General features: G+C 64.9%; 23 protein-coding genes. 7 read left to right on the top strand and 16 right to left on the bottom strand.

Annotated elements, in window-relative coordinates; genetic code table 11:
• Window positions 1–9 precede the first annotated feature (9 nt).
• Complete coding sequence (locus HH308_RS03935) at window positions 10–594, top strand: TetR/AcrR family transcriptional regulator (protein ID WP_170192867.1); 585 nt, start codon at window positions 10–12, stop codon at window positions 592–594.
• Window positions 595–1,381: 787 nt separating this feature from the next.
• Window positions 1,382–1,711, top strand: coding sequence for a hypothetical protein (locus HH308_RS03930; protein WP_170192866.1), 330 nt, complete (start codon window positions 1,382–1,384; stop codon window positions 1,709–1,711).
• 60 nt (window positions 1,712–1,771) lie between these two features.
• Here the strand turns inward: HH308_RS03930 and HH308_RS03925 are convergent, their stop codons facing one another.
• On the bottom strand, window positions 1,772–2,794 hold the full coding sequence (locus tag HH308_RS03925) for a hypothetical protein (RefSeq protein ID WP_170192865.1): 1,023 nt from the start codon (window positions 2,792–2,794) through the stop codon (window positions 1,772–1,774).
• Between the two features lie 58 nt (window positions 2,795–2,852).
• On the opposite strand from HH308_RS03925, the gene HH308_RS03920 reads away from it, so the two are divergent.
• From HH308_RS03920 to HH308_RS03910, 3 genes are all read left to right on the top strand, one after another.
• Window positions 2,853–3,632: an alpha/beta hydrolase family protein gene (locus HH308_RS03920; RefSeq protein ID WP_170192864.1), complete on the top strand. Its 780-nt coding sequence runs from the start codon at window positions 2,853–2,855 to the stop codon at window positions 3,630–3,632.
• Window positions 3,633–4,291: 659 nt separating this feature from the next.
• Window positions 4,292–5,686, top strand: coding sequence for a 3' terminal RNA ribose 2'-O-methyltransferase Hen1 (locus tag HH308_RS03915; protein ID WP_170192863.1), 1,395 nt, complete (start codon window positions 4,292–4,294; stop codon window positions 5,684–5,686).
• Window positions 5,679–8,183, top strand: coding sequence for a polynucleotide kinase-phosphatase (locus HH308_RS03910; RefSeq protein WP_312870347.1), 2,505 nt, complete (start codon window positions 5,679–5,681; stop codon window positions 8,181–8,183). Before HH308_RS03915 ends, HH308_RS03910 begins: the two co-directional genes overlap by 8 nt.
• An 18-nt stretch (window positions 8,184–8,201) precedes the next feature.
• Here HH308_RS03910 and HH308_RS03905 read toward each other — a convergent pair whose 3' ends face one another.
• Window positions 8,202–8,873, bottom strand: a complete 672-nt coding sequence (locus HH308_RS03905; protein WP_170192861.1) for a vWA domain-containing protein — start codon at window positions 8,871–8,873, stop codon at window positions 8,202–8,204.
• A gap of 169 nt (window positions 8,874–9,042) precedes the next feature.
• Here HH308_RS03905 and HH308_RS03900 point away from each other — a divergent pair, with 169 nt between their 5' ends.
• Window positions 9,043–9,909 carry an exonuclease/endonuclease/phosphatase family protein gene (locus tag HH308_RS03900; protein WP_170192860.1) on the top strand — a complete coding sequence of 289 codons (867 nt, stop codon included), beginning with the start codon at window positions 9,043–9,045 and terminating at the stop codon, window positions 9,907–9,909.
• On the opposite strand, the gene HH308_RS03895 is transcribed toward HH308_RS03900, so the two are convergent.
• From HH308_RS03895 to HH308_RS03835, 13 genes are all read right to left on the bottom strand, one after another.
• Window positions 9,848–10,171 carry a putative quinol monooxygenase gene (locus tag HH308_RS03895; RefSeq protein ID WP_170192859.1) on the bottom strand — a complete coding sequence of 108 codons (324 nt, stop codon included), beginning with the start codon at window positions 10,169–10,171 and terminating at the stop codon, window positions 9,848–9,850. The genes HH308_RS03900 and HH308_RS03895 overlap by 62 nt on opposite strands.
• A 308-nt stretch (window positions 10,172–10,479) precedes the next feature.
• Window positions 10,480–11,115 (bottom strand): RES family NAD+ phosphorylase, encoded by a 636-nt coding sequence (locus HH308_RS03890; RefSeq protein ID WP_170192858.1) that lies wholly within the window; start codon window positions 11,113–11,115, stop codon window positions 10,480–10,482.
• Between the two features lie 7 nt (window positions 11,116–11,122).
• Entirely contained in the window at window positions 11,123–11,752 is a 630-nt protein-coding gene (locus tag HH308_RS03885; protein ID WP_170192857.1) for a hypothetical protein, read from the bottom strand.
• A 56-nt stretch (window positions 11,753–11,808) separates the two neighbouring features.
• Window positions 11,809–12,315: an O-acetyl-ADP-ribose deacetylase gene (locus tag HH308_RS03880; protein ID WP_170192856.1), complete on the bottom strand. Its 507-nt coding sequence runs from the start codon at window positions 12,313–12,315 to the stop codon at window positions 11,809–11,811.
• Between the two features lie 202 nt (window positions 12,316–12,517).
• Window positions 12,518–13,264, bottom strand: a complete 747-nt coding sequence (locus HH308_RS03875; protein ID WP_170192855.1) for a hypothetical protein — start codon at window positions 13,262–13,264, stop codon at window positions 12,518–12,520.
• 60 nt (window positions 13,265–13,324) lie between these two features.
• Window positions 13,325–14,092 carry a crotonase/enoyl-CoA hydratase family protein gene (locus tag HH308_RS03870; RefSeq protein WP_170192854.1) on the bottom strand — a complete coding sequence of 256 codons (768 nt, stop codon included), beginning with the start codon at window positions 14,090–14,092 and terminating at the stop codon, window positions 13,325–13,327.
• Entirely contained in the window at window positions 14,089–14,550 is a 462-nt protein-coding gene (locus HH308_RS03865) for a PNPOx family protein (RefSeq protein WP_246284196.1), read from the bottom strand. The genes HH308_RS03870 and HH308_RS03865 overlap by 4 nt, the downstream gene beginning before the upstream one ends.
• A 321-nt stretch (window positions 14,551–14,871) precedes the next feature.
• Window positions 14,872–15,969, bottom strand: a complete 1,098-nt coding sequence (locus tag HH308_RS03860; protein WP_170192853.1) for a hypothetical protein — start codon at window positions 15,967–15,969, stop codon at window positions 14,872–14,874.
• Window positions 15,970–16,362: 393 nt separating this feature from the next.
• Window positions 16,363–17,412 carry a GIY-YIG nuclease family protein gene (locus HH308_RS03855; protein WP_170192852.1) on the bottom strand — a complete coding sequence of 350 codons (1,050 nt, stop codon included), beginning with the start codon at window positions 17,410–17,412 and terminating at the stop codon, window positions 16,363–16,365.
• Between the two features lie 625 nt (window positions 17,413–18,037).
• Window positions 18,038–18,676, bottom strand: a complete 639-nt coding sequence (locus HH308_RS03850; RefSeq protein WP_170192851.1) for an NUDIX hydrolase — start codon at window positions 18,674–18,676, stop codon at window positions 18,038–18,040.
• Window positions 18,677–18,807: 131 nt separating this feature from the next.
• Complete coding sequence (locus tag HH308_RS03845; RefSeq protein ID WP_170192850.1) at window positions 18,808–20,082, bottom strand: adenylosuccinate synthetase; 1,275 nt, start codon at window positions 20,080–20,082, stop codon at window positions 18,808–18,810.
• Between the two features lie 339 nt (window positions 20,083–20,421).
• Entirely contained in the window at window positions 20,422–21,378 is a 957-nt protein-coding gene (locus HH308_RS03840) for a hypothetical protein (protein ID WP_170192849.1), read from the bottom strand.
• 429 nt (window positions 21,379–21,807) lie between these two features.
• Complete coding sequence (locus HH308_RS03835; protein WP_170192848.1) at window positions 21,808–22,848, bottom strand: protein kinase family protein; 1,041 nt, start codon at window positions 22,846–22,848, stop codon at window positions 21,808–21,810.
• 241 nt (window positions 22,849–23,089) lie between these two features.
• On the opposite strand from HH308_RS03835, the gene HH308_RS03830 reads away from it, so the two are divergent.
• Window positions 23,090–23,575 carry a PPOX class F420-dependent oxidoreductase gene (locus tag HH308_RS03830; protein WP_170192847.1) on the top strand — a complete coding sequence of 162 codons (486 nt, stop codon included), beginning with the start codon at window positions 23,090–23,092 and terminating at the stop codon, window positions 23,573–23,575.
• Window positions 23,576–23,626: 51 nt separating this feature from the next.
• Here the strand turns inward: HH308_RS03830 and HH308_RS03825 are convergent, their stop codons facing one another.
• Entirely contained in the window at window positions 23,627–25,255 is a 1,629-nt protein-coding gene (locus HH308_RS03825) for a DUF726 domain-containing protein (RefSeq protein WP_170192846.1), read from the bottom strand.
• Between the last annotated feature and the right edge of the window lie 73 nt (window positions 25,256–25,328).

Below are 25,328 nucleotides of genomic sequence, written 5' to 3'. Positions count from 1 at the left end.
CCCTCAGCGATGCCCAAGGTCTCTGAAGACCACCTTGCCGCGCGCCGTCGTCAGATCCTCGACGGCGCGCGGCATTGTTTCGCGGAGTTCGGCTACGACGGCGCGACGGTCAAACGCCTGGAGGCGGCCACCGAGCTGTCTCGTGGTGCGATCTTTCACCACTTCCGCGACAAGGAAGCACTCTTCCTCGCCCTCGCTCACGAGGACGCGCAACGCATGGCCGACGTCGCCGCCGAAGAAGGCCTCGTCCAGGTCATGCGCAACATGCTGGCCCGACCGCAGGATTTCGACTGGTTGGGTACCCGCCTGGAGATCGCCCGAAAGATCCGTACGGACGTCTCATTCCGCGACGAGTGGTTGGCCCGCTCGGCGGAATTGGATTCGGCGACGCTCGCTCGGCTGGAACGTCAGCGCACGGCGGGCCGACTGCGCGACGACATCCCGTCGCACGTCCTGCTCAAGTACCTCGACCTGGTCATGGACGGGCTGATCACTCGATTGGCGATGGGACAGTCGACAACCGACCTCGACGCCGTCCTGGACCTGGTCGAGGCGTCGGTGCGCAACGGATGGCGCCCGCCCCCAGCTAGCTGAGCCGGGAAGTCTGACGTCCCGATGCCGAAGCGAGCCAGCCAGGCGACCCCGCTCCCGAGTGCCGAAACACCCAGCTCCCTCGAGTGCCGAAGCGAGGAACCAGCGTCACTTCCCCGCTCCCCGAGTGCCGAAACACCCCGCTCCCCGAGTGCCGAAGCGAAGAACCAGCGTCACTTCCCCGCTCCCCGAGCATCGAAACACCCGCTCCCCGAGTGCCGAAGCGAGGAACCAGCGTCACTTCCCCGCTCCCCGAGTGCCGAAGCGAGGAACGAGCTTCGGTGTAACGAGGGGCCGGTGAGACGAAGAACCCAACCCGACCCAAGCCGGAACATGCACGACGTGTACGACGGCACCGCCCCCTCCCCGCTGGTTGAGCCATGGTTGAGCCGGGCCGAGCACCGTGCTGAGCGAGGCGCCAGCCGAGTCGAAGTAGCGCTAGCCGACGTGTCGAAACCACCGTGCCACAACAGCTTTCGTCGAGCCACACCGGTAACGAGAAGCGCAAACATGATGCCAACCGCCAACCGCACCCGACGGGTGCACGACTCAACGGATCACCACACTCAGAATTCGAGGCCGGCGGTCACGCGAAGTCGACTACGTCACCAGGGTTTCGACGCGGCTCCGGCCCCGCCCAATCAGCGCACGACGGACGGCCGACGCCGGATCGAGCGGTGAATCCCGATCGAGCATGCGCAACGAGTCGAAACCTCAACTGACCGCTGACTCGGTCTCAACTTCATTGCACAACACCGACCCCACCCGAAACTCCAGTACCATCACCCGGGTGATGAAACGTACCGTCGCAACACTCCTCGCGTCCACGGCGGTGTCGGCCGGACTACTTTCGGTGACTCCGGCGACGGCCGACGCCGCACCCCACGCCGGAGCGAAATGCGCACGTACACAGGCCAACGATTTCCACCGCGGCAAAGGCAGCGCCGATCTCGTCTGCGCACACGTCGGCTCCGGCGGCTACCGATGGGTTCGCGTCACCAAAGTCGATCCCGTCCGGCGCAGCACGGGCGAGCGGTGCACCGGACAGTATTCCACCGCGGTCACCAAGAAGAACAAGGCCCTGGTATGCCTCAGTGGTCGCTGGCGCACGAGCCCATAGAGCATTCCCGGCCACCCACCTGCAGATTTCTGTTCGACGCCCCCGCAGCTCGGCACGGGTTCAGCCCGACACCGCCTCACTGAACGCCGACGACGCGTAGAACGGCGCGAGCCGACGACGGAACACCTGGTCCAGATAGCCGCGCTCGTCGAGCGTCGCCAGTACCGACGGCCCGAACCGCCGCGCCTCCTCGATCAGGTCGGCCCGCTCGATGCCGAGTTCGGACAACAACTCGGCCAGTGGTGTGTCGCCGTATTTGTCGAAGACGTGCGCGATGCCCTCGTCGAGCATCACCCCGAAGTAGTCGGTGTCGCGAAAAGTCCGCCAGAATTCGAAGGCCAGTACGACGATATCTTCCAGATCCGACTCGGTGACCAGGTCCCGATAGCTCCCGACGACGTCGTCGGTCCGTTGCCGCACGAGTTCACGTACCGATTCCAACAGCGCCTCATCGGTCGCATCCCGATTGCCGCGCAATACGAACCGCGCGCCCGTGCGGGTGAGTCGGTCGACGCCCGACTCGATGACCGGCAGCGCCGGTTCGGCGGCCCGCGCGAGTCGACGACGCAGCACTTCGGACAGTCCCCGACGTCCGAGCCCATCACCGTGCGCCGACTCCGACATCGACGTCGCCACCGCCCGCTGCACGACCTCCACGCACGCATCGACGGTGACCGGACTCTCCAGAATCAGCCGGATCAGCCGTTGAGTCAGATGTAATTGCGCGGCGCCGGTGAGCAGCTGCTCGACGCTGCGTGCGTCGACGACGTCGCCGAAAGCGGTGTCGTCGTTGGCGCGATGACGATAGATCCGCGCGGCGATCTCCCCCACCAGCTCCGGGATCGCTCCCTCGACCGGGATCTGCACGGCGTACTTACGAGCGACATCGGAGATCTGCTGCGCCGTCACCGCCTCGGCGAGCGTCAGTTCGCCGGTGAGATCGAGGAAAGCGTCGACTTCTTCGGTCACCACGGTCTCGAATGCCGTCGACGCCAGCAGCTGCTGTCTGGCGAACGCCACCTGCGCGTCGAGCAGCCGCGCCGCGAGTTCGTCTACGGCCCCGGTACCCTCCGAAATTCCCATGGCCGAGATTCTTCCATCGCTCGACGACGCCGGGCGCGCCGGGAGTAGCGTCGGGGGCATGACCAGCACCGACGTTGAGTATCCCGATGCTTCGATGCGGTACGGATCACGGCGCACCCAGCTCGCCGACGTGTTCGAGCCGGCACAGACCACCGACTCGCTCGTCCTGCTGCTGCACGGCGGTTTCTGGGACGAGTCCAACCGCATGCGCACGTGGGCCGTGGGCCACGCGCTCGCGGCGGCTGGGCATCTGACTGCCAGCGTTGCCTACGCTCACGGCGCTGGGTCATGGGAAGCCGCGTTCGACGACGTGGCCACGGCCATCGACCAGATTCAACTCAGCGGTCGCGAGTGGACGACCCGCAACGAGGCGCCCCGAAAGATCACTCTCGTCGGCCACTCGGCCGGTGGACATCTCGCCCTCTGGGCCGCGAGCCGGTTGAGTTTGCCGAGTGGGAGCCGCTGGCGCCCAGCGGATCTGCAAACCACCGGTGTCGTGGCGCTGGCCCCCGTCGCCGACCTCGCACAGGCCGCACGGCTCGGCGTCGGCGACGGCGCGGTCGCCGCGTTCCTCGGCGGCGCACCGACCGACGTCGCCAACGCGTACGCACTCGCGGATCCTGCCGCCCTGATGCCGTCGGTGCCTGTCAAGATCCTGCACGGGTCTGCCGATCCCCTTGTGCCGGTTGATCTTTCGCGGCGCTACGCCGCCAGCATGAAGGCCCGCGGCGTCACCGCCGTCGACCTCACCGTGATCGACGGAGACCCGCAGTGGGGTGACCCGACGTCGGAGGCCTGGCCGAGCGTTGTCGCAGCTATCGATGCGGTGACGAGGTAACGGTCGGCAGATCCCAACGACCAAGTCGGCCACGCTGGCCGAGCCGGGCCACGGCCCGTATCTCCGCTGGTTGAGCCGGACGAGGCGCTAGCCGAGTCCGTGTCGAAACCTCTCAGCCACAACGACTTTCGACGGTCCGCGCCAATATCGGCGATGACACCAGCAAGTGACGCGGGTGCACACGCTTCGATGTTCGATTCCATCACAGCTCGACAAGTGCGCTACCATCAAATGCATTGTGGTACAGGGGTTTCGACACGCTCGTCGCTAGCGCTCCTCGCGGCTCAACCAGCAGATGGAGTGTCCGAACCGGTGAAACCAGGTTGAGCCGGGCCGCAGCGCAAGCGAAGGCCCGTGTCGAAACCACTGAAGCCGCCGGTGCCAGCGCACCACACACATTGCAGCAATAGGTAATCCGCACCCCTCCCACCCGAGTCCTCAAACGTCGAGGCCACCACGACCCGACCCGCGAGATCAGCCACCGCACAGTGGTTTCGCGCGCCTCCGACTTCAACGCACCCAACACGGGCGACAGGTCCGCCGCGCCGCCGTCGAGACTCGTACCGAGCACGCACACTCGTCCGCGACATCCCGTCGAGCGAGCGACCGCGGCCGAAATACGATGGCGACGTCGGCGCCGAACGGGAAGAATGCGACACGTGCTACTGACCATTTCGACGACCCATCGCCCCGCCTCCGACCTCGGCTACCTGTTGCACAAGCACCCCGACCGCCTGCAGCAGTTCACCGAGTCCGTCGGAACAGCGACGGTGGTGTACCCCGAAGTGAGTGACACACGGTGCACGGCAGCACTTTTCCTCGACGTCGACCCGATTCGTCTCGCCCGCACCCTCGGCAGGAACGGGCGGGATTCGTCGCTGGCGCACTACGTCAACGACCGCCCATACGCGGCGTCGTCGTTGTTGAGCGTCGCAATGGGCAAGGTGTTCAGCACAGCACGCGCGGGCACCTGCAAAGCCCGGCCGGACCTCGCCGCATCGCCCATCCCGCTCGACATCACCATTCCGGTTCTCCCGTGCCGCGGCGGCCCCGACGTCGCCCACCGACTCTTCGCACCGCTCGGGTGGCGGGTCGACGCCGAGCCCATCGCGCTCGACGCGGCCCTTCCCGGTTGGGGCGCATCACGGTACGTGTCGCTTCGACTGTCCGGGACGATGCGGTTGTCGGCCGCGCTCAGCCAGCTCTACGTCCTGCTCCCGGCACTCGACGAGTCGAAACACTACTGGCAGAACGACGACGAGGTGGACAAACTGATCCGCTCCGGCGCGGGCTGGCTCGCCGACCACCCCGAGCAGCGGCTCATCGCGCAACGCTACCTCGGGCGACGCGGCCTGGTGCGCGCTGCGCTGGAACGCCTCGCCGAACTCGGCGACGACACGGCGGACACCTTCGCGACCGACGACGAGCAGGCACCCGCCGCGGCCGCCGAGCGCCGCATCCCGTTGCAGATTCGACGCCGGGCGGCGGTCGTGCGGACGATCGCGGAACTCAACGCCCAGTCCGTACTCGACTTGGGTTGCGGCCCAGGGCAACTGCTCACCGACCTCGTGCGAGACAGCAAGCTGACGCGGATCACCGGGCTCGACGTCTCGTCTCGATCACTGGAGATCGCGGCTCGCCGACTACACCTCGACGATGCCGACGACCGCGTCCGCAGCCGCATATCGCTGATCCAGGGCGCGCTGACCTATGAGGATCCGCGCCTTCGCGGTTACGACGTCGCGGTTCTGATGGAGGTCATCGAGCATATCGATCCACCCCGGCTCGGCGCCCTGGAGCATGTGGTGTTCGCCGCGGCGCGCCCCGGCACGGTCATCGTGACCACACCCAACTCCGAATACAACGTCAACTACGAAGGACTCACCGGCATGCGTCACCCCGACCACCGCTTCGAATGGACTCGCGCGGAGTTCGACGCGTGGACGCAACGCGTCGCCGCACAACATGAGTACTCGGTGCGGTTGGCGGGTATCGGCGACGTCGACGACGCGACCGGCGCCCCGACCCAGATGGCGGTGTTCACCCGTGACTGAGCAACTCGTACACGTCCCGAAGATGGGACTCGTTGTGCTGGTGGGTATTTCCGGCAGCGGAAAGTCGACGTTCGCGCAGCGGCACTTCAAGCCGACCGAAGTCATCTCCAGTGACTTCTGCCGGGGCCTCATCGCCGACGACGTGAACGACCAGAGCGCAACCCCCGACGCGTTCGACGTCCTGGGGTACATCGTCGGCACCAGGCTGCGGCGTGGGTTGCTGACGGTCGTCGACGCCACGAGCGTGCAGCCCGCCGCACGGAAGTCGCTGATCAGACTGGCGAAGGACAACGATGTCCTCGTCGACGCCGTCGTCCTCGACGTCCCGGAAAGCGTTGCCGTGCAACGTAATCGGGAGCGCGCGGACCGTACCTTCGCCGATCAGGTGATTCGGCGCCAGCGCGAGCAACTGCGCAGGTCTCTGCGGGGCATGCGCAAGGAGGGCTTCCGTCGGGTCCATGTCCTCGACGGCGTAGCCGAGATCGACGCGGCGGTGGTGCGCCGCGAGCGATCGTGGAACGACCGCGGCGATCTGACCGGCCCGTTCGACATCATCGGCGACGTACACGGCTGCATCGGTGAATTGCGTTCCCTGCTCGGCGAACTCGGCTGGCAGATCGATGTCGACGACGCCGGTGCCGCGGTCGCTGCTACGCACCCGGAGGGACGCACGGCGGTGTTCGTCGGCGACCTCGTCGATCGCGGCCCGGATACGCCCGCCGTTCTACGGCTCGTGATGAAGATGGTGCTCGACGGTCATGCCATGTGCGTCAGCGGCAACCACGAGGCCAAACTTGTCCGAGCGCTGCGCGGCAACAAGGTGCAGACCAGTCACGGACTTGCCGAGTCACTGGCGCAACTCGAGTCGATGGGCACGGACTTCCGGTCCGCGGCAACACAGTTCATGTCCGGACTGGTCAGTCACTACGTGCTCGACGGCGGGCGGCTCGTCGTCGCACACGCCGGTTTGAAGGAGGCCTATCACGGGCGGTCGTCGAGTCGGGTACGTTCGTTCGCCCTGTACGGCGACACCACCGGGGAAACCGACGAGTTCGGTTTGCCGGTGCGGCTCCCGTGGGCGCGTGACTACCGCGGAGCGGCCGTAGTCGTCTACGGTCACACCCCGACGCCGCGCGCCGAGTGGGTGAACAACACCATCTGCCTCGACACCGGCGCGGTCTTCGGCGGTGCACTCACGGCGCTGCGGTATCCGAGCCGCGAAATCGTCAGTGTCCCAGCCGAAGAGGTCTGGTACGAGCCGGTCAAACCCCTCGTCGGCACCGATGACCGCGAGCCGTCGACGCTGCGCATCGACGACGTGATCGGCACGCGGTGGCTGGAGACCGAGCACGCGGGCAAGGTGAAGATCCCGGCGGAGAGCGCCGCTGCGGCGCTCGAAGTGATGAGCCGATTCGCCGTCGACCCGCGGTGGCTGATCTATCTCCCGCCGACCATGTCGCCGGCCGCGGCGTCGAGTCGGAACGGGTTCCTGGAGCACCCGGAGGATGCGTTCGCGGCGTACCGCGAATGGGGCGTCGCCGAGGTGGTGTGCGAAGAGAAGCACATGGGGTCGCGCGCGGTGGCGATTCTGGCCCGCGACGCCGATGCGGCAGCTCGACGTTTCGGCGTCGCGGACGGATCGTCGGGCATGGTCTACACGCGGACCGGGCGATCATTCTTCGACGACCCGACGCCGCTGGTCAACACGCTGCGTGCGGCGGTCAGCGATTTGTTCGACGAGCTCGACACCGATTGGCTCGCGCTCGACGGTGAGTTGCTGCCCTGGAACGCCAAGGCACTGCCGCTCATTCGGGAGCAATACGCCCCGGTCGGCGCGGCCGCCGGTGCGTCGCTCGCCGCGTTGGCCGGGGTGCTCGACGCGGCGTCGGCGCGTGGACTCGACGTCGACGCGCTGCGTGAACGCACAGCACGCCGCACCGGTAACGCTGCGGCGTATCGCGAGGCGTACCGACGCTACGTCCGCCCGACGTCGGGCCTGGATGGTGTGACCTTCGCTCCGTTCTGTGTGCTTGCTTTCGAAGGCGATACGCCCGTGCTCACGAAAGACCACCGGTGGCAGATGGAAACCGTTGGGCGCCTCCATGATTCGATGATCACTCCGACGCGGCACCGGTTCGTCGACGTACGTGATGCCGACGCCTGCGCCGACGCGGTGCAGTGGTGGCTCGACCTCACCGCTGCCGGCGGCGAGGGCATGGTGGTCAAGCCGCTGACGTCGTCGCGCAACGCGCAGCCCGGCCTCAAGGTCCGTGGCCGCGATTACCTGCGGATCATCTACGGTCCCGACTATCTCGACGACCTTCCCGTCCTACGTAAGCGTCACCTGGGCCACAAACGGCACCTCGCGACCCGCGAACACGGTCTCGGGGTCGAGGCGCTTACACGTTTCGTCGCCGAGGCGCCCCTCTGGAAAGTCCACCAGGCAGTCTTCGCGGTGCTGGCGCTGGAGTCCGAAGGCGTCGATCCGCGACTGTAGCGAGTCCACTCGAAGCCGCTACTCGCCGCGCGCCCGGCTCCGGTCGTCGTCGCTGAATCCGGCGACCGGGGCGGGCGGCGCTCCCGCCGGCGCGGCGCGATAGGCGGCGCGTTTTCGCGCTTTGAGGTCGGCGACCGCACCGTAGCTCGATGCGACGCCGACGCTGGAAGGCGCATACGTCATCGACCGATCCGCGGAGAACCCGAGATTCGTGCCCACCGCCACGGCGTCGATGTTGGCGCCGAGGAACACGAATTCCCAGTTGTAGGTGTCGGTCTGCTGTTTGATGAGGGCCCGAACGGCGTCGATCTGCCATTCGACGCTGGCATTCTCCATACCGTCGGTCATGACGAGGACGGTGACGTCACCGGGGCGGTCGTGTTCGGGTAGCGCGGCGAGGCTGGCACCGACCGAGGTGATGAACCTGCCGAGCGCGTCGAGCAGTGCGGTCATCCCGCGTGGCTGAAGAGTCAGCGGCGCGACGTCGTCGACCGGGCGATTGAGGTAGACGTCGTCGTATTCGTGGTCGAACTGCGCCAGGCTGACGAACACCTTCTCCTGTGGTTCGCGGTCGGCCCGCACTTTCGCGATGTAGGCATCGAAGCCTCCACGGGTGTCGTCGACGATCGTCTGCATCGATCCGGACCGGTCGAGTAGCGCCGCGACGAGGGAAATGTCGGGATTGGTCATGATAACGAGCCTCCTGCTTCGTCGGATGGGATGCCACAGGCTAGCGCTCGAGTCTGACATCGTCACCCGAGGCGAATGGCCGCATTGCCCGAGAAGGGAACTTCGGCGCCGTTGTCAGACCCCTCTTCTATGTTGATCTGTTCTGCCCCCGGACTCACAGGAGACTTTCATGTACGCCACCCATCCCGACGCGGTGTGGCTCAATGTGGCGCGGTCGTCGCCACGCACCGCGGCGACCCGACGCCGACTGCAGCGTCAGTTCGAGTTCTTCGACATGCTGGGCAATCCGATGATCATCGGCCTCACCGACGTCCATTGCAGCGCGGTTGCGCTGTGGACCGACTGGGCGTCGGCGCGCGGCTACCACGTGGTCGCGGGACGGCACCTCGATCGCATACCGACCACCGCGCTGCTGCTCACCGACGCGCGGCGAACCGTCCGCGGCTCGCAACGCATCGCATCCACGCCGCGCCGACGGGGTCGCGGCTGGGCGAGTTGGCTGGAAGTTCAGAGCGTGCGGTTCGACGCCGGGCGCGGCGAGACCCTGCGCGTCGGCAACACCTACTGCCACACGAGTGCGCGCACCGCGTTCAATTTCTTCGAAAGCTGCTTGGATACAACGAGTTTCATCATCGGCGGCGACTTCAACCTGCTCGACCCGCGCCAGCCACACGACGATCGCTCTCGGGCGACTCGCAACGAGATCCGATGGATTGCCGCACACACCCCGTTCATCGACGTGCCGGCCAACGGACCCGACGGCGCACGCGGACCGGCCGACACCTGGCGCGTCGATTCGACGCCGCGTCGCCGCAACCACGTATTCGCCGACGCCGCAACGGCATCGACGCTCGACGTGCACGCGATGGACGTCCGCGACGCCGACGGCCGCGTGAGCGACTACCGTGCCATCGTCGTCGATCACATCGGACCGCGCGAGCCCTCGTCCTTCGACGGGATCCCGCGAAGGCAGGTCACTGAACGGTCAGCTCACCCATCTCGCCCCACCCCTCTCCCTCGACCTTGCGCGAGATGATCTTGGGGGTCGCGACCAAGTACTGCGGAAAGTCCTGCTGCATCTGCTTGAAGTGGTCGCTGTTGACGTGGGCTCCGGCTGCCTCGTCGTCGGGGAAGGCCTCGACGAGTACATACTCGTTGGCATTGTCGAGGCTTCGCGACCAGTCGAACCAGAGGTTGCCGGGCTCGGCGCGGGTGGCCTCGGTGAACGGCCGGGACAGCTCGGGCCACCGTTCGGCGTATTCCGGCTTGACGAGGAACTTGACGACGATGAAGTACATGAGGGGAAGGTAGCACTGCGCACTCGCCGAATCCGAGAAGTCGGGGCCGCCGCTCCCCGAGTGCCGAAGCGAGGCACATCCCACTCGCACCCCGAGTGCCGAAGCGAGGCACGAGCTTCGGTGTAACGAGGGGCCGGCGACACGAAGAACCCAACCGGCACAACAAGTCCCGGCACATCCCACTCGCTCCCCGAGTGCCGAAGCGAGGCACGAGCTTCGGTGTAACGAGGGGCCGGCGACACGAAGGACTCTCATAACCCGAAACACGGTGGGAAGCAGACCTATGGGTTATGTGGCACTCACCCACCTCACAGGAACCGATACCCCAGATCGAGCGCGGCGGTGGCGATCCGACCTTCCAGTCCGGGATGTGAAAGCGGAAGGGACAGCAACGGATTCGACGGAAACGCATCCGCTGTCCGCTCGAACAGCGCCACGCACACTCCACCCGCAAACCGGCCACGGTACGCGATGCCGTCGACGTCGTCGAACGCCTGATAGATCACCCGCGCCCACTCCTGCGAACGACTGTGCGGCGCCGAGTCGAGCGCGTGATTCCCGCCTGCCCGGGTGATCCATACGCCGTCGCCGACGCCCCCGACGTCGAGTAGTCGTAGCGGCCGCGTGAAATGGAGTCCAGTCAGGTATTTCGCGTCGGCGTGCCGGTCGATGACGCGTGTCTCCTGAAACACTTCGGCCAGTGCGCCCCGCGGATCGGCCGCTCCGTACCAGATTCCGTGTTTCGGATGGTCGCCGACCGGCTGCGGATGCTGGTCGAAACGCAACACGGGCCCCCACGTGCGATGAGCATCCCACGGCAACACGTGCGTCCCGACCGTCGCGTGGACGCGCCACATCGGGGTGCGAACCTTCCAGGTCAACGTCTCTTTGGCCCGGACACCGATGCTTCTCAGATCGGTGACCGACGGCGGTGGCGGGAGCATCTGCGGGCTACACCGCTCCCCACGACGCGGCGTCGACGATGTCGGTGGCTCGGGCTATCTCGGCGTCGGATCGCGGCCCGGACAGCAGCCATCCGACAATGGACGCGGGCTCGCCCCCGACCTCGAGCGTCGGTTGCGGCAACGTGAGCAGCGCCTGCACTTCGAGCGGATGTGCGTCGGGACGGACGCGGGCGATCACGGCGTCGACGCCGGGGACTACGCCGTCGTCGGTGAACTGCGCGGGTATCAGCAGTCGGCGGGCACCCCACTTGTATGCCCACAGCGTCCGAGCGGCGAGACGCTGCCGGATGCGAGCGGTACTGACGCCGACTCGCTCAGCTGCGTCGTTGACACTCAACGACTCGGCGACCAGCTGTTGCATCGCGATGTCGCGCGCGATGGTGGCCGCGGTCAGCGCGCCGGGCCGCTCTATGAGGCCCGCGGCGTCGAGGAGGTCGGCATCGTGATCGGACAGCGCCGCGGTCGGCGACGACGTGTCGTCGGCGAGATTGTCGAGCACCTCGGCGAGTTGCTCACGCGTGAGCGGAAATCGCGACACCCGTCCGAGTGCGTCCTCGAAAGAGATTGCCCCCGAACGAAACTGGGCCCGCGCATCGAGCGATTCGGCAGATGTCATGGGGAACTCCTTACGCCAATTTCGCTATGTAAATCCATGATAGCGCACCGAGCGCGTCACTGCCCGCGGCGGGCCAATCGCGTCCGCATCTCATCGGCCAGTGCGTCGTCGAAGGCGACCAGCAGTACCCGCCCAACATCGCTGCCGGCGTCGACAATCGTGGAGATCGCGACCTCGATCGCGTCGGCACGCGGCCAGCCGTAGGCCCCGGAGCTGATCAACGGGAAGGCCACGCTTCGGGCGCCCAGCTCGTTCGCGACGGCGAGCGAGGCCCGGTAGCACGATTCGAGCAGCGACCGATCCCGTTGTCCCGCAGGATAATTCGGACCAACCGTGTGTATCACCCAGCGTGCCGGTAGGTTCCCGGCCACCGTCCACCCGGCGTCGCCGGTGGCCAATCCATTCGGAAATCGACGTACGCAATCGTCAAGGATGGCCCGTCCCCCGACCCGATGTATGGCGCCGTCGACCCCGCCACCGCCACGCATGCCGTTGTTGGCCGCATTGACCACGGCATCGACCGATATCTGGGTGATGTCGCCACGGATCACCTCGACGGTCATCGTCGCTGTCCCTGCGACAGCACGACGTTGATCGATTCCGTCCACACCATGAAGATTCCTCACCGAGTTTGCGAAGTGAAACGATGATAGCCCGATCGACATCGACGAGACCTGGCCGTTAGCATCCCCCTCACGTGCTCCGAAGGGCATATTGCCCTCGGAACCTACTGAGGGGGACGCGAATTGACGTACTCGCGGCCACTCACCCCGCAGCCGCAGCGAAATACGCCGTCCGAACCGCGACCTTGTCCGGCGCCGGGAACGACGGGCTACCCGCGCCGAGCGGCCCGACCTCCACGAGCCACGTCGTCGACGACCTGTCGACGGCCGATGTGGCGTTCGCTCGCATCAGCACTACGTCACGATCGCTGCCGGTACACGAGTACGCCCCCACCCGCCCGTCAGAGCGTCCGCCCCAGGCTCCGCCGACTCGAATCCGACACTGCCGCCCGTCGGCGAGCTCCAATCCCCACGGTTCGGGTTGTGCCGACGGTGCGCCCGACGTGGGCAACGTGCCCGACGTGATCGTCCAGGCGTCGAGCTTGCGGCTCCACGGCGAATCTCCGCACAGCAGTTGGGTATTCGACTTCGCGGCCCAACATACGTCGGCCGACTGTGCCGATGCCCCGCATTCGTAGATTCCGCCGGTGGTCGAAGAGCGGCTCACTGACGCGTGCGCGCAGTCGATCTCGCCGGCCGGATTAGGGCTGTTGACCTCGAATCCGTTGATGGGACGGCCGGCGCTGTCGACCGCGACCAAGGTCACCGTCGACGTCGGGACATCGGAGGTCTGCGACGACGAAGTCGATTGCGCCGCAGGCGATGTCGTGGTACGCGTCGCCGTCACAACGGTCGTCGAGACCTGCGTAGACGTCACCGCCTGCGGAGTGTCACCGGACCCGCTCGAACATCCGGCGATCGCCGTCAGCGCACCGACTAGCACCGCCACCGCAACTCTCCGCATCAGCTCACAGTGGTCGTAACTCGCCGGCAGGTCAAGGACGTGCGGTCAGATGTCGTCGAATGAGCCGCCACGGCCCTTGCCCGACGCGAAGCGTGCCGCTCCCCCGATGCCGTCGGTCATCAGCGAGCTCATGCCGATGGCGAATTCTCGGCGCAGTGCGGATTCTTCGTCGTCGCCCCATTGGCTGCACGCGGATCGCCGGTCGTTTCGCATACACGTCTGTGGCATGCGGGCGATGTCGTGGGCCAGCGCGATCGCCGCCGCGCGGGCTGTGCCGGCCGGGACGACCCGGTTGACCAACCCGAACGACAACGCCTCCGCGGCATCGACCGCGCGCCCCGTCAAAATGAGATCCATCGCGCGGCTGTGACCGATCAGCCGCGGCAGACGGACGGTTCCGCCGTCGATGAGCGGCACACCCCAGCGTCGACAGAAGACACCCAAAGTGGCGTCGTCGTCGGCTACGCGAAGGTCGCACCAGATCGCGAGTTCGAATCCGCCCGCGACGGCATTGCCGTTGATCGCGGCGATGACCGGCTTATCGAGGTTCATGCGCGTGGGGCCCATCGGTCCGTCGCCCTCGAGGTTGAGTTTGTTCGCGGCGTCGGTGCCGACGGCTTTGAGATTCGCTCCAGCGCAGAACGACGGTCCGTCGCCCGCCAACACCGCGACTTTGGCGTCCGATGCCTCGAAATCCCGGAAGGCGCGTACCAATTCGTCGGCCATCGGGCCGTCGACCGCGTTGTGACGTTCGGGGCGGTTCATGATGATGACGGTGACGTCGGCGTCGTGTTCGACGCGGATGTCGTTCATCGCGGCGAGAAGAGAAACGCTCGGGCGCCTTGCGCCGCGATTCGTTTGAGGTCGCCAGGATCGGGATCGCCGTCGGGGGTGTAGCCGATGCCGTTGAACTGGGCGAATTGCTTGTTGCCCTTGGCAATGACGCCGTACATCTTCGCGACGCCGGGATGGTCGGCGATCACTTCGACGTCAGCGGTGCGTCGGCGTCCTTGGAACTGTATATCGATGCTCTCGCCGGTGCGTAGGTTCTTGCCCCACGCGAATGGTGTCGCGACGAGCAGTTTTCCCTCGTACGGGGTGTATGCGACGGGAATCTCGTAGACCGAGCCCGACTTTCGGCCGACCACGTACAGCGTTACCAATTTCCGGCTCACGAGCCGCGAAAGCCCAGGTGTTCGCAGCGCCGCGCGCATGATGACGTTGACGCCGTTCTGAAACCGCATTGTCTTGACAGACCCCGTTGAAGACATGGCTCCACCGTAGCGCGAGGAGGCTATATCGTCAGGTGGCTGCAAGCCAGCTGCGTGATCGCGGCCACCACCGGTGACCCCGGTTCGGAAGTGCGCATCCGGGATTCGAGATCCGGGCACACGATCCGCGAGGTACCGCACGTACTGCATTTCAGATCGACCCTCGGCTCCACGTGCACGTCCGCCGAGCGCGATCATCGAGTCGTGGTGTGCCGTATCCGGGGCGTTCGCTCGTCGGCATGTCGAAGACGGTGCGTCGTACTGCCGTCGAGCCGCATCGCGACCACGCGTGGGTGGTCATGTCCATGTTGTAGCGCGACCCTACGACATCACCCATGCGTCGAACAGCCGAATGCCCTCCCAGATCCCGCCGCGACCGATGGCGGTCAGCGCGTGCGGACGATCGAAGTCCACCCGCACCTTCGTCACCTCGCGGTTGACGTAGTCGGGAACGCTGCCGGCCCGCATCGCCATCGCGGTCACTGCGGCCGCGGCGAAACCTTCGGCGTCGTACTTGGCTCTTGCCGCTTGCTGGACAAGCACTTCGGCGTCATCCCTCGCACCTTCGAGGAGGACGGTCGCGATATCGGCGACGCCTGGTGCGTCGGTCAACACTGACTTGGCGGTCTGCTCCCACGCCGGCAAGTGCGTCGACCACGTTTCGGTGTGGTCGGTCGGCGCCAAATGACGTTGGAAGCGTTGGGTTTCGGTACGGATCGTCCACGAATGACCGTCGCCGGTAACCCCTTCTCGCGAACCATGGTGCAGCGCACGATTATTCACCAACTCGACGACTTCCTCGACGGCCCGCCACACGTCGGGCTGCTCGACGTCGGGCGCGGCGATCACACTGATCACCTCGGCATCGCCCTCGGCCATCGGCTTGGCGACAGCGACGAATCCGGCCGCGTCGGTGTGCACAATCGCTTGGACACCCTCGTTCAGGACGAGGCGCCCGTCGGCGTCGACGAGCAGCGGCGGTTGCCACGCCACATTGGCGAGCATCGCGGTGGCCAGGAGCGCGACGGTGTCCAGAGTGACCTCTATGGGAAACGAGTCGCTCATCCCGTCTGTGTTGTCCGACGCCCATGCGTCAAGGATGCGCTGAGTGGGAATCGGTGGCGCCTGCGCCGAAAAGCGTTCGGCTACTTGGGAATCCAGCCAAACTGCTGCGGCTGCCGTGATGCCCGGTCGTTTGTCGGCGACGAGAGCCTCGGCCGCGGCCGCCGCTTGCGCGGGCGGCATCCCGAGGTGATCGCCGAGATTGGGTACATTGTCGAACCCGACGACGTCGGCTGCGATGGCGAGCAGTAGCCACAGGCCCGGCCAAGAGACGACACTGTCCGATCCGACTACCGCGCGAGCGTGGGCACCGTAGTTGTTGATCGCGGTGGCCAACGGGCTGGGGCGATAGGTCATGTCTCAGTTGTAGCGGTCGGGGGTGACGTCGGGGGCGTCGAGGTACATGGCAACCACCTGCCTGAGCCCCACTGACTGCGGCGGTGGACATTGCGGCAACCACTATGGACGACCAAACCCGGCACAATCGGCCGGCAGCGTCGCGGCAGCCCGCGACGTTTTGCTTCGCCAGGACTTCCGCGCGAGTATCAAGTCCTGCTAATCCGGATCATCGCACTTCAGCGCGTTGAACGCGCGCTCGGAACTGCGTACGGGCCAGGCCAGTGATGAAGAAGTCGCGTCGGTAGAACGCGGACGAGAAGAAGTTTGGCCTGTCGTGGACTGTCTGTTTGCGTGGTGACCGCTGTAAACCGATCGTTGCAATCGGTGCTGACATGTTGGGAGATTGGGAACTCACGTCCGGGTCGGCCACGGCTTCGAGGTCGTCGACGACGCCGGAACCGTCAAGTGGCCGACTCTGAGCGGAAGGCGACGACGGTCGAGTGCGGCCTCAGCGAGTTGGCGGCAGTGTGAGGCGCGGTAACCGCTCTTCCTCCGTCGCATGATGTCGAGGTTGAACTGAGCAGCGCCGTTGAGGACATCTGAGTTCAGCAAGATTCGCTCGAGTCGGTCAAGCCCTTTGACGTGAATCTGGGCCTGTTCGCCGGCGCCGTCCTTGTAGCCGTGGTCCCACGCGCTCACCCGTAGCTTCGCGTACTTCATCACGCGCTTAGTTCGAGTACGTGCGACGAACTTGGGTCGGACGCTGAAGAAGGCCCCAATCGTACCGTCGGCGTGTTCCCGAACAGTAAACAGCTCCATCATTGCCGCGGACACGCAGAATATCCGGCCACTTCCCTGTATCGGCGTACAGCTGACTGTCCAGAACGTCGACTCGGTCTCGCGCGGGCAGCAGATCGTCTCATTCAGATACTGAGCAAGCACCGCAACAAGTCGGTCGGCATCCGGGCGAGCCATCAGAGCGTCAAACTTGGCCTGATACGCAACCAGTTTGCTCGGCGAGAAATCCGGAAGAGCAGAGTTCCGGTGCTTGTGATTGACAATCTTCGGAGCAGCGCGCCACTGCTTCTGGGTCTTCACATTAACAACGACGTCGAGCGAGGATGGCCCAGTGATCTGCGATGCCCACTCAATATTGTGGACTAGCAACCCTGACGCCTCCGCCGACTCGACGAGCTTCTTCTCGCCTGGACGGAGGTCGGTGACGTCTGACTCCATCACCCAGAACGACACCGCGTGACCGCCGAACTTCTCCCGCCGATGCGAACGCAGTCGCGCGGACACGTCGTTAGTGGAGATCCCAATGTAGCACGAACCGTCATCGACGCCGACGAGGTAATAGCCACGGAGCCCGCGTATCTTGGCGAGCTCAACGTCGGTGAAGGGTGCCCTCGGCCGGTAACCTTTCGACAACGCCCAGCGGCCAAGTTCCGTATCGCTCATGAAAAAGTTGTACCGACGGCCAGCGCGCGATCTATTGCGTCAGAACAATATTCATCCGTTAGGACGAACGGATCAGCGAACTGAGGCGCGATGTCCCCGGTATATGAGTCATCGACGCTTTCCTTACTGATCGAGAGCGGACTTCAATGCCAGGTCAGCCACCGTCGATGTTCGTCTGATGTCGCCACGGCGTGCATGTGTGACGGCACACACGCACGTCCATACTTCCGGATGAAGCGCCCCCCGGCGATTGGAGCCTTCGCCGCGGCCGAACACCCAGGCGCCTGTCAGGCGCCCCGCTCTCAACACGGGATTACCGCGGCGTTAATCCTGGAAACGCTTGTCGAAGTATCGCTATGAGCGCCTCCGCGCCCGCTAGGTCAAGTTCGAAAACCTGACTTGACTTCGGGCCGGATTGTCGAGCATCAGATCCATATGTGGCGATCTTCACCATCGTCCCACGATTCTTATCCGAGACGATTACGTATGTCGCATCTACCTCAGTTCGTGACCGCGACCCCGTGTCTTTAGCTTGGGAGAATGAACGTACGTACGCCATTTCGTACCTCTCAACTTGTCCGGTGCTAACGTCCGCCGTTCGGCTCGTTGCGGTCCTGGAACAGATCTACCACGTCCACACTGCTGACGGACGTCCGGTCTCCCTAACCTGAAGATGCTCCTCGGTTCGTCGTAGCCCCGGTATACGTCTCATCGTTCGATTCAAGTTTCCCTGGTCTGGTCTGACTCCGTTCAGCGCCGCGGTGACCGCCACGGCGGTTGTAGCCGGAAACCGTTCTCCTAGGATTGCACGCGTAAACCCGAGGTCTTGCCACAGCATGCGTGTTGCGAGTATCTGTCGAGCCTCGGCGACGATCCGGGAGTGGTCGAACGCCAACTCGCCAACCGCTTCGAACGACCGCCATTCGACCTCGATTTTTCCCGTTGCGATGAACGATTCCGGCCGGATCACTGCCCACATCGCCACCGACAGCGTGGGACCACGCGGGTCTCGGTTTGGCTCGTCGAACACGACAAGCTGGCCGGTCGCCACAATAGCGTCGTCGGGGATGCCAAGCTTTGTCGCCACCGCCCGACGCGCAGCATCGTTCAGGCGCTCCCCTGCTCGCAGCAAAACGCCTGGCAAAGCCGTCTCCCCTTTGAACGGCTCTACCAGGCGCGGGGTGACCGCGAAACGCAGTTGGCCTGGTTCGGGGTTGCCGAATCGAAGGGCTAATACGTCCACTGAGACGACTGACTGTTCCACAGGCTGATCATGCAACATTTCGTGATGGATTGGATGTTCGGTGGTCAGGCGTGTCGTTGGCGGACGTCGTCGCGCTTAGTGCTTGGCTAACTGGGGTCTCGATTACGGGACCACCGCTTCGCGGCTGGTCCCTACTCGTCCGTCGAGGTGGGGCGTAGGTCTAGCACTCGGCGGTCACTTCGGTCCGGGCCGTCGGCAACCAACACCGCCGACGCCTGCGTCGCCTCCTCAATCAGCGCAACGACCGCATCGGAATCGGTCGACGACTCGCCGACTACCGGCACCACCTCAACCAACTGATCCGTCAACTGTTGCTGATACTCCAGGTCCTGCCAGCGCCCCAATGCGATTCGCTTCCCGAGACCGGGATACTCGTCCACCACACCCGCACGCCCGACCGCATCGAGATGTGTCACCGCCACACCGTGCACGCCGTCGCAGACGTCGACGGCGTACCGCAGCATCACCAGATCAAGGTCACCGACTCGGAATGCGCCCTGGTACTGCCCGACGCCGTTATGCGGCTCGGGCAGGACGGCGTCGAGCTCGGCCCGCTCCGACGGCATCGGCCCCGCACCGTGGCGCGTCGTATACGTCCGCGTCACGCCGAGAACGTAAGGCTCCCTACCCAATTCGCGGATCATGGACCTCGCGTTGCTCGGCTCCACCGTCGACCATGTCGTGTGCGGGTGAAAGCCTCGCCATTCATCGAGCAATACTCCCTGAGCACCTTCGAAGATCAAACGGCCCCGGTTGGCGAACTCCGCGAGGTCGCCGTCGTCGGACATTCTGACCGTCGCCGCGAACTCCAGGTAGACGTCGATGATGTCGTCGATGCTGGGCATCATCCAGCCGACGGTCGGCGAGCACCAGTCCGACATCGCAGTCAGCTTGCGCCGCATGATGTTTGGGTATGCGCAGTCACCTACGCGTAGGGCATCGTCGGGAAAGTCCAGACTGAATGCAACCGTCTCGCCGATTCCCTTGCCGCAAGATCCGTGCCGTGCGTCCCCGCGTCGATCCTCCTTCGCTCGGTTCATCATGATGTGAAACGGTGTGGTCACCAACGCACGCTTGTCGATGTGGATGAGCGACAACGGATTTGGAACACCCAACTCCTCCAATTGGCGAGCCTCGCCCGCAAGTGCGAACGGTTCGACGAGCATGTACCTGCTCAGGATCGTCGAGACCCCGGAGAAGGTTCCCGACCCGAACTGCGAGAACGTGTGATGCCGCCCGTCGACGACGACGTTGTGCGCGGCTTGGGCCCCACCGTTGAATCTGACCACGGCGGAGACGTTGAGGTCGGCGTCGGGTGAACAGAGGTAGTCGACGGTGGCGCCTTTCCCTGCGTCGCCGAATCCGAGGTCGATGACGATGATGTCGTTGTCGGCGAACGGGGTCATTTGTTGGTCCTTTCCTTGTGGTGGTCGCGGGTAGGACGCCGGGCCGGCCCCTCGTCTGGCCCGGCGTCGGGTGAGAGCGGTTTCCTGGGCGAGGTCGGGTTGCGGGGCGAGGTCGAGTTGCGGGGTTTCGATACGGCGCGTCTCGCTTCGCTCGGCGGGCCTACTCAACCAGCAGAAGGGCACGTCTCGCTTCGCTCGGCCGGCCTACTCAACCGTCGGGAGGGGGTGTCTGGGTTCCGACTGCGGGTTGCGGCTCCTCGATACGGTCAAGCTCGCGAGCTCGCTTGACCTACTCGGAGAGCGAGATGGGTCGACCTGCCCAACATAGAAGCCGATCTGCTACACCAGCGGGGCCGGCAAGGTCGCCTGCGACCGCCCCGATCTGGGCTTCACCACCGCCAGCGCTTTGCCCACCGCCGCCGTCTCGGTCGCCGTGCTCACGTCGCGGAGGTCTGCCAGGCCGGCGTCGAGGTCGACCCGGTCCTCACCGATCCCAACCGTCAGCGCGATCAACTCGCACACCGCGGCCGGGTCGTCGAGCATCAGCAGCCGCTCCCCGAGCAGCCCGCGCCAGTGGTCCGCGATCTCCGAATCGTCGTAGTAATACGACTGATTGGGCAGCACGAAGTAGACATTCCACTTTCGCTGCAGCTCCCGGTACACCGACTCGACGCTGACATCCTGGGGCACGTCGTCGCCGATGACCACACGCACCGCCTTCGCCGACAGCCTCGACTTGTTCAGCTCGTCGCCGATGATGAATAGATAGCCCTTCTGACCACGCTTGTCCCACGCGTCGGTGACGATGTGCCGTGCCATGAAATATGCTGCCAATTCATAGCTTTCGGACTTCTGGCCACCGCCCATGCCCTCCAGGAAGATGTTGCGCAACTGTTCGTCCATCGCGTTGCCTGACTCGAATTGCCCAATCTGTAGCGGCACACGATCGCTGTCGGCGTCGCCGATCCCACCGAACATTATCTGCGGATCGTCGGCGTACCCCTTGCGCTGCAACAAGCCGTGCAGCTTGGCGAGCTTGCTCTGCATGATCCGGGGCACGACGCCCATCGATCCGGTGACGTCGAACAGGACCGCGATCGGCAACGATGTCGGGTGACCGTCAGAGTCCCGCGACTCGCGTACGACACCCTTGGGGTCGAGGGTGGGGTGCGCCTTCCATTCGTCGCGGCTCTTGTTCATGGTCGCGTCGCTGTAGCCGAAGTCGTCGTCACCGCGCGCCTTGCGGAAGGTAGCGGCCGCCTTGTAGGTGTCGTCGTCCCAGTATCCGTATCCCATCTTCTCTTTCCCTTCTTTTGGTGGCTGATTTGTTGTGGCTGGTTGGTTTCGACTCGGGCGCGTCTCGCTGCGCTCGTCGGGCCCGGCTCAACCAGCAGGCAAATTCGCGTCTCGCTGCACTCGCCCGGTCCCAGCTCAACCAGCGGGCAGGTTCGCGTCTCGCTGCGCTCGTCGTGCCCGGCTCAACCAGCAGGCAAGTTCGCGTCTCGCTGCGCTCGTGCCCGGCTCAACCAGCAGGCAAGTGCGCGCCTCGCTGCACTCGTCGCCCCGGCTCAACCAGCAGGCAAGTTCGCGCCTGCACTCGTCGCCCCGGCTCAACCATGGCTCAACCAGCGGGCGGGGCTTCGATACGCCGCCTCGGCTAGCGCCTCGGCGGCTACTCAACCAGCGGATGGGGGCTCACCCGCGAACGTTGCACGCGGATGGGGCTCAGCCAGCCGATGCCGGCATCGCGAACTGCCGAAATCGTCTGCGCCCGTACAGGTTCTCGAGGAGGTCGTCGAACTCGCTGAGCAAGTCGACGGCGTCGGGCCGGTGTTGCGGATTCTTCTGTCGACATCCATCGGCGAAGCTGCGCAACCTCTTCGGCGTCTGCGATCGCAGCGTGTCGAGCATCAACCCATGCGCCATGTAGACATCCCAGCCCGCGGTCACCGGCTGCATCGACGCCGCTTCCGGCGGCCGCTCGGCAAGCGCGGCGAGCGGCGGCACGTCGCCGATCCTCGTCGCGTACGACCAACCCGCCACCACAACGCCGTGTCGCTCCGGCTCGATGAGCACGTTGTCGGCGGTCAGTGCGGTGTGCGCCCATCCGGCGCGATGTGCCGCGGCCAACGCCCGGAGCAGGCGACGATGCATCCACGCGTAGTCGCGGGGATCGAGGCCGTCCGGATAGGCGGCGCGGACGTCGGCGAGCGTCACGAACGATGTGCCAATGTCGTTGAGCACGTTGATGCTTCGACGTTCGCGCGTCGTCGGATCCTGATGGCCGATCCGATCGACGAACCGCGGGAAATAGTGACGCAACCAGTCGTTGCCGTCGCCACCAGACGCCTGAATGTCGATCAAGGCGTCGCGCTCGGCATCCATGAGCGCGTTCGACGATGGCTTGCGCGGGATCTTCACAACGACTCCCTCGCCGTCGTCGCTGCTGCCGCGATAGACGTCGGCAACCGATCCGACGATCCCGGTTCCGCCGAACGTATACAGGTGACGATCGCCGACCAATGTGGTCCCCGACGTCGCGCCGGTTTCTTCCCACTGTCGATACAGGCGGATCAGCTTGCCGATCACGACGGTCGCTCGCCCGCAGTCACGTCTGTTTACGACGTCGGGGTGAACCAGTGCGATCAACCGGTGGTACTCACGCCGCGCCTCGGTACGTGCACCCGCATCCACGGCTGTGCCGAAGAGATCGGTTGGGCGCGTGGCCGTTTCGATCGTCTCGAAGGCTTGGGTCGTCTCGTTCATAGGTTTTAGTCTGATCGACTAAAACAGATTTGGCAAGTGGACCGAGCAATGTAGGTCATTCGATGGACTCGAGCTATGCAGCGCTGAGATGGTCCCCGAAGGCGCGGACAAGCGCGCGTTCGCACTGACACCTGGCCGATCCGGGAACATTCCAGCCGCGACGAGCGCAGAGCTCGGCCGCCCCCTGTCGGCCGTCCCCTCTTGACCATTGCGGACAGACCGCAGTGACTAGGGTGGTGTGATGCCACGCACAATCGCCACTGCCACGACCGTCGAGCTCGCCGAACTGATCGACTTCTTGAAGCCGCGTCACCGAATGATTCTGCAGACGGTGCGCGCAAATGGTTCTCCGCAGTTGTCCCCGGTCACCGCGGGCATCGACGAGCTGGGACGCATCGTCATCGCGACCTATCCGGGCCGGGCGAAGGTCGTGAACGCTCGACGCATTCCCACCGTGAGCGTCTGCGTGCTCTCCGATGAATGGAACGGCCCGTGGGTGCAGGTCGACGGTACCGCGGCAGTACTCGATATGCCCGACGCAGAGGACGCGCTGGTCGACTACTTCCGATCGATCGCCGGCGAACACTCCGACTGGGACGAGTATCGAGCCGCGATGCGGATCCAGGGAAAGTCGCTGATCAGGATCACGCCGACCAGCTGGGGCCCGTTGGCGACAGGAGGCTTTCCGCAAGACGTCGCCGACAGGCTGGACGCAGGCGAGGGATGAGCCACGTGTTTCCCGGTCGACGGTCAACGACTGAGACGACGGCGCTTTCGATCACTTCAAAGTCACTTTTCTGAAGTACTCCGAATGACCACCGACCTCGTCGGAGACGTCGCAGTCGACAAGGTTCTCGTATGGCGCGCCAATTCCTTTGCGCCCGATCGCAACGCTTCCACCCATCGCCGCGGTGTAAAGGTATTTCAGAACGGCGTCGTTCGCGGAATGATAGTTGAATACCTGAGTCTTGACCGCATCTTTCAGCTGACGCCACGATCGGTTCTGTCCGACGGCGGCACCCAACAGGTGAATAGCCTCGATCTTCGGAGCCTTCTTATCGGTTTTCAAGGTCTCAGCGGCGGTCACCATCACGCGCGCACCCAAGCTGTGGCCGATGAGGACGTACTCCTTCGCGTCGGTACGTGCGATCAGTCCCGCGAGAGCGACGCCTGTCCGATCCGCGCGAACTTTGGCGGTATGCCACGGATTCTTGACAAGACTGGCGGCGATGAAAGCCGGCGCCAACGGCGTCAGCTTCTTCGCAGCGGCTTTGCTGGCATGCGCGGCCGCTACACCCGCTGCTTGCATCGCCTGTTGAGTTCCAACGTTCTTGACGAAGAATGCCGCAAGGGTCTTCAATTCCTTACTTCCCCACGTCACCACAAAGACCGGTGACGTGGGGTAGCGCTTTTGCGCCAGCGCGACAGCCTCATGCCAGTTGGGGCTCTTCTCCGTGTTGAAACCCCGGGCGATGACGACCGGCGTCCCACCCGAACCCGGAATGATGTTCTCGATATCGAACGAACTGTCCTCGCTGACATAGGCACTGGTCACATTCGCGCCGAGACCTGCGCCCAAGGCCGCGCCCATAGCCGCGACGACTGCGGTGCCGCCAGCCATCCCAAGCCCTCCAGCGGCTACAGATCCGCCGCCGAGCACCGCCAACCCGGCGTTGGTCGCGACCGCACCCGAGTAGCCCAACATCAAATTCCCGATCGCACCGCCGATCGCGGGCGCCGCCATGAACGCCGCACCGCTGAGGACGCCGGCGGTAAGTACCCCGGCGGCGACCAGTTTCGAGCCTTTCGCGAGGTTCGGTTTGTCGAACTCGAGAAGGGACCGGTAGCCGTGCAGCGTCGGGATCGTATCGCTCGCCCGCTCGAAGCTGGGGATGTCGTGGCGATGCTCGCCGCAGAACTTCGGGATACGTGAACTTCCCGAATCGGTTGTTGCCATGCTCGTGCAATTGCGCGCCGCACAGCCCATCGTCGGTGATCCGCAATATTCGCACAAATAGACTCGAAACGATGCGGATTCACGTGCGACTTGGCGATGAGACGTGTAGTTGTAGCAGCCGGAGCACCAACCTTCGCGCGTGATATCGGTGAGTCCATCGATCAGGGTAACAATCGTGGTCACCGTCGCCTTATGCGATTTGAGCTGCTTGAGATAGTCAGACTTCAGCTTCTCGTCGATCTCCTCCGCTTCAGCCTGAAAGAACTTCGCCGCCGCCCACGCATTGTTCACCAACGCTTCGTTGTCGCACAGCATGTTGTCGCCGCGCACTCGGGGTTCGATGTCGGCGGCCCGGCCACTCAATTCGAGCGGACGACCCTTCGGAGAGCGAACTCCGCAGATCAACTCGCCCGACGGTTCAACGACGACGGTTAGCAGGCTCGACGCCATGGTGACTCCAATCCACCCGATGAGATAGTTAGTTGCGCAACGCACTTTGCGAGCGGACTCACCGTGCCCGCCG

The organism is Gordonia asplenii, from assembly GCF_012933505.1.
GTDB lineage: Bacteria > Actinomycetota > Actinomycetes > Mycobacteriales > Mycobacteriaceae > Gordonia > Gordonia asplenii.
Note: the sequence above shows the minus strand (reverse complement) of the source record. Positions and strands in the feature narration are given on the sequence as shown.

Excerpts from the sequence above, each read along its gene's own strand:
- HH308_RS03865 (WP_246284196.1), bottom strand. The coding sequence starts at position 14,550 with ATGTCTTCAACGGGGTCTGTCAAGACAATGCGGTTTCAGAACGGCGTC.
- HH308_RS03900 (WP_170192860.1), top strand. The coding sequence starts at position 9,043 with ATGTACGCCACCCATCCCGACGCGGTGTGGCTCAATGTGGCGCGGTCG.
- HH308_RS03855 (WP_170192852.1), bottom strand. The coding sequence starts at position 17,412 with ATGAGCGATACGGAACTTGGCCGCTGGGCGTTGTCGAAAGGTTACCGG.
- HH308_RS03860 (WP_170192853.1), bottom strand. The coding sequence starts at position 15,969 with ATGACCTATCGCCCCAGCCCGTTGGCCACCGCGATCAACAACTACGGT.
- HH308_RS03935 (WP_170192867.1), top strand. The coding sequence starts at position 10 with ATGCCCAAGGTCTCTGAAGACCACCTTGCCGCGCGCCGTCGTCAGATC.
- HH308_RS03870 (WP_170192854.1), bottom strand. The coding sequence starts at position 14,092 with ATGAACGACATCCGCGTCGAACACGACGCCGACGTCACCGTCATCATC.
- HH308_RS03845 (WP_170192850.1), bottom strand. The coding sequence starts at position 20,082 with ATGACCCCGTTCGCCGACAACGACATCATCGTCATCGACCTCGGATTC.
- HH308_RS03840 (WP_170192849.1), bottom strand. The coding sequence starts at position 21,378 with ATGGGATACGGATACTGGGACGACGACACCTACAAGGCGGCCGCTACC.
- HH308_RS03905 (WP_170192861.1), bottom strand. The coding sequence starts at position 8,873 with ATGACCAATCCCGACATTTCCCTCGTCGCGGCGCTACTCGACCGGTCC.
- HH308_RS03830 (WP_170192847.1), top strand. The coding sequence starts at position 23,090 with ATGCCACGCACAATCGCCACTGCCACGACCGTCGAGCTCGCCGAACTG.
- HH308_RS03825 (WP_170192846.1), bottom strand. The coding sequence starts at position 25,255 with ATGGCGTCGAGCCTGCTAACCGTCGTCGTTGAACCGTCGGGCGAGTTG.
- HH308_RS03890 (WP_170192858.1), bottom strand. The coding sequence starts at position 11,115 with ATGCTCCCGCCACCGCCGTCGGTCACCGATCTGAGAAGCATCGGTGTC.
- HH308_RS03880 (WP_170192856.1), bottom strand. The coding sequence starts at position 12,315 with ATGACCGTCGAGGTGATCCGTGGCGACATCACCCAGATATCGGTCGAT.
- HH308_RS03835 (WP_170192848.1), bottom strand. The coding sequence starts at position 22,848 with ATGAACGAGACGACCCAAGCCTTCGAGACGATCGAAACGGCCACGCGC.
- HH308_RS03885 (WP_170192857.1), bottom strand. The coding sequence starts at position 11,752 with ATGACATCTGCCGAATCGCTCGATGCGCGGGCCCAGTTTCGTTCGGGG.
- HH308_RS03925 (WP_170192865.1), bottom strand. The coding sequence starts at position 2,794 with ATGGGAATTTCGGAGGGTACCGGGGCCGTAGACGAACTCGCGGCGCGG.
- HH308_RS03895 (WP_170192859.1), bottom strand. The coding sequence starts at position 10,171 with ATGTACTTCATCGTCGTCAAGTTCCTCGTCAAGCCGGAATACGCCGAA.
- HH308_RS03920 (WP_170192864.1), top strand. The coding sequence starts at position 2,853 with ATGACCAGCACCGACGTTGAGTATCCCGATGCTTCGATGCGGTACGGA.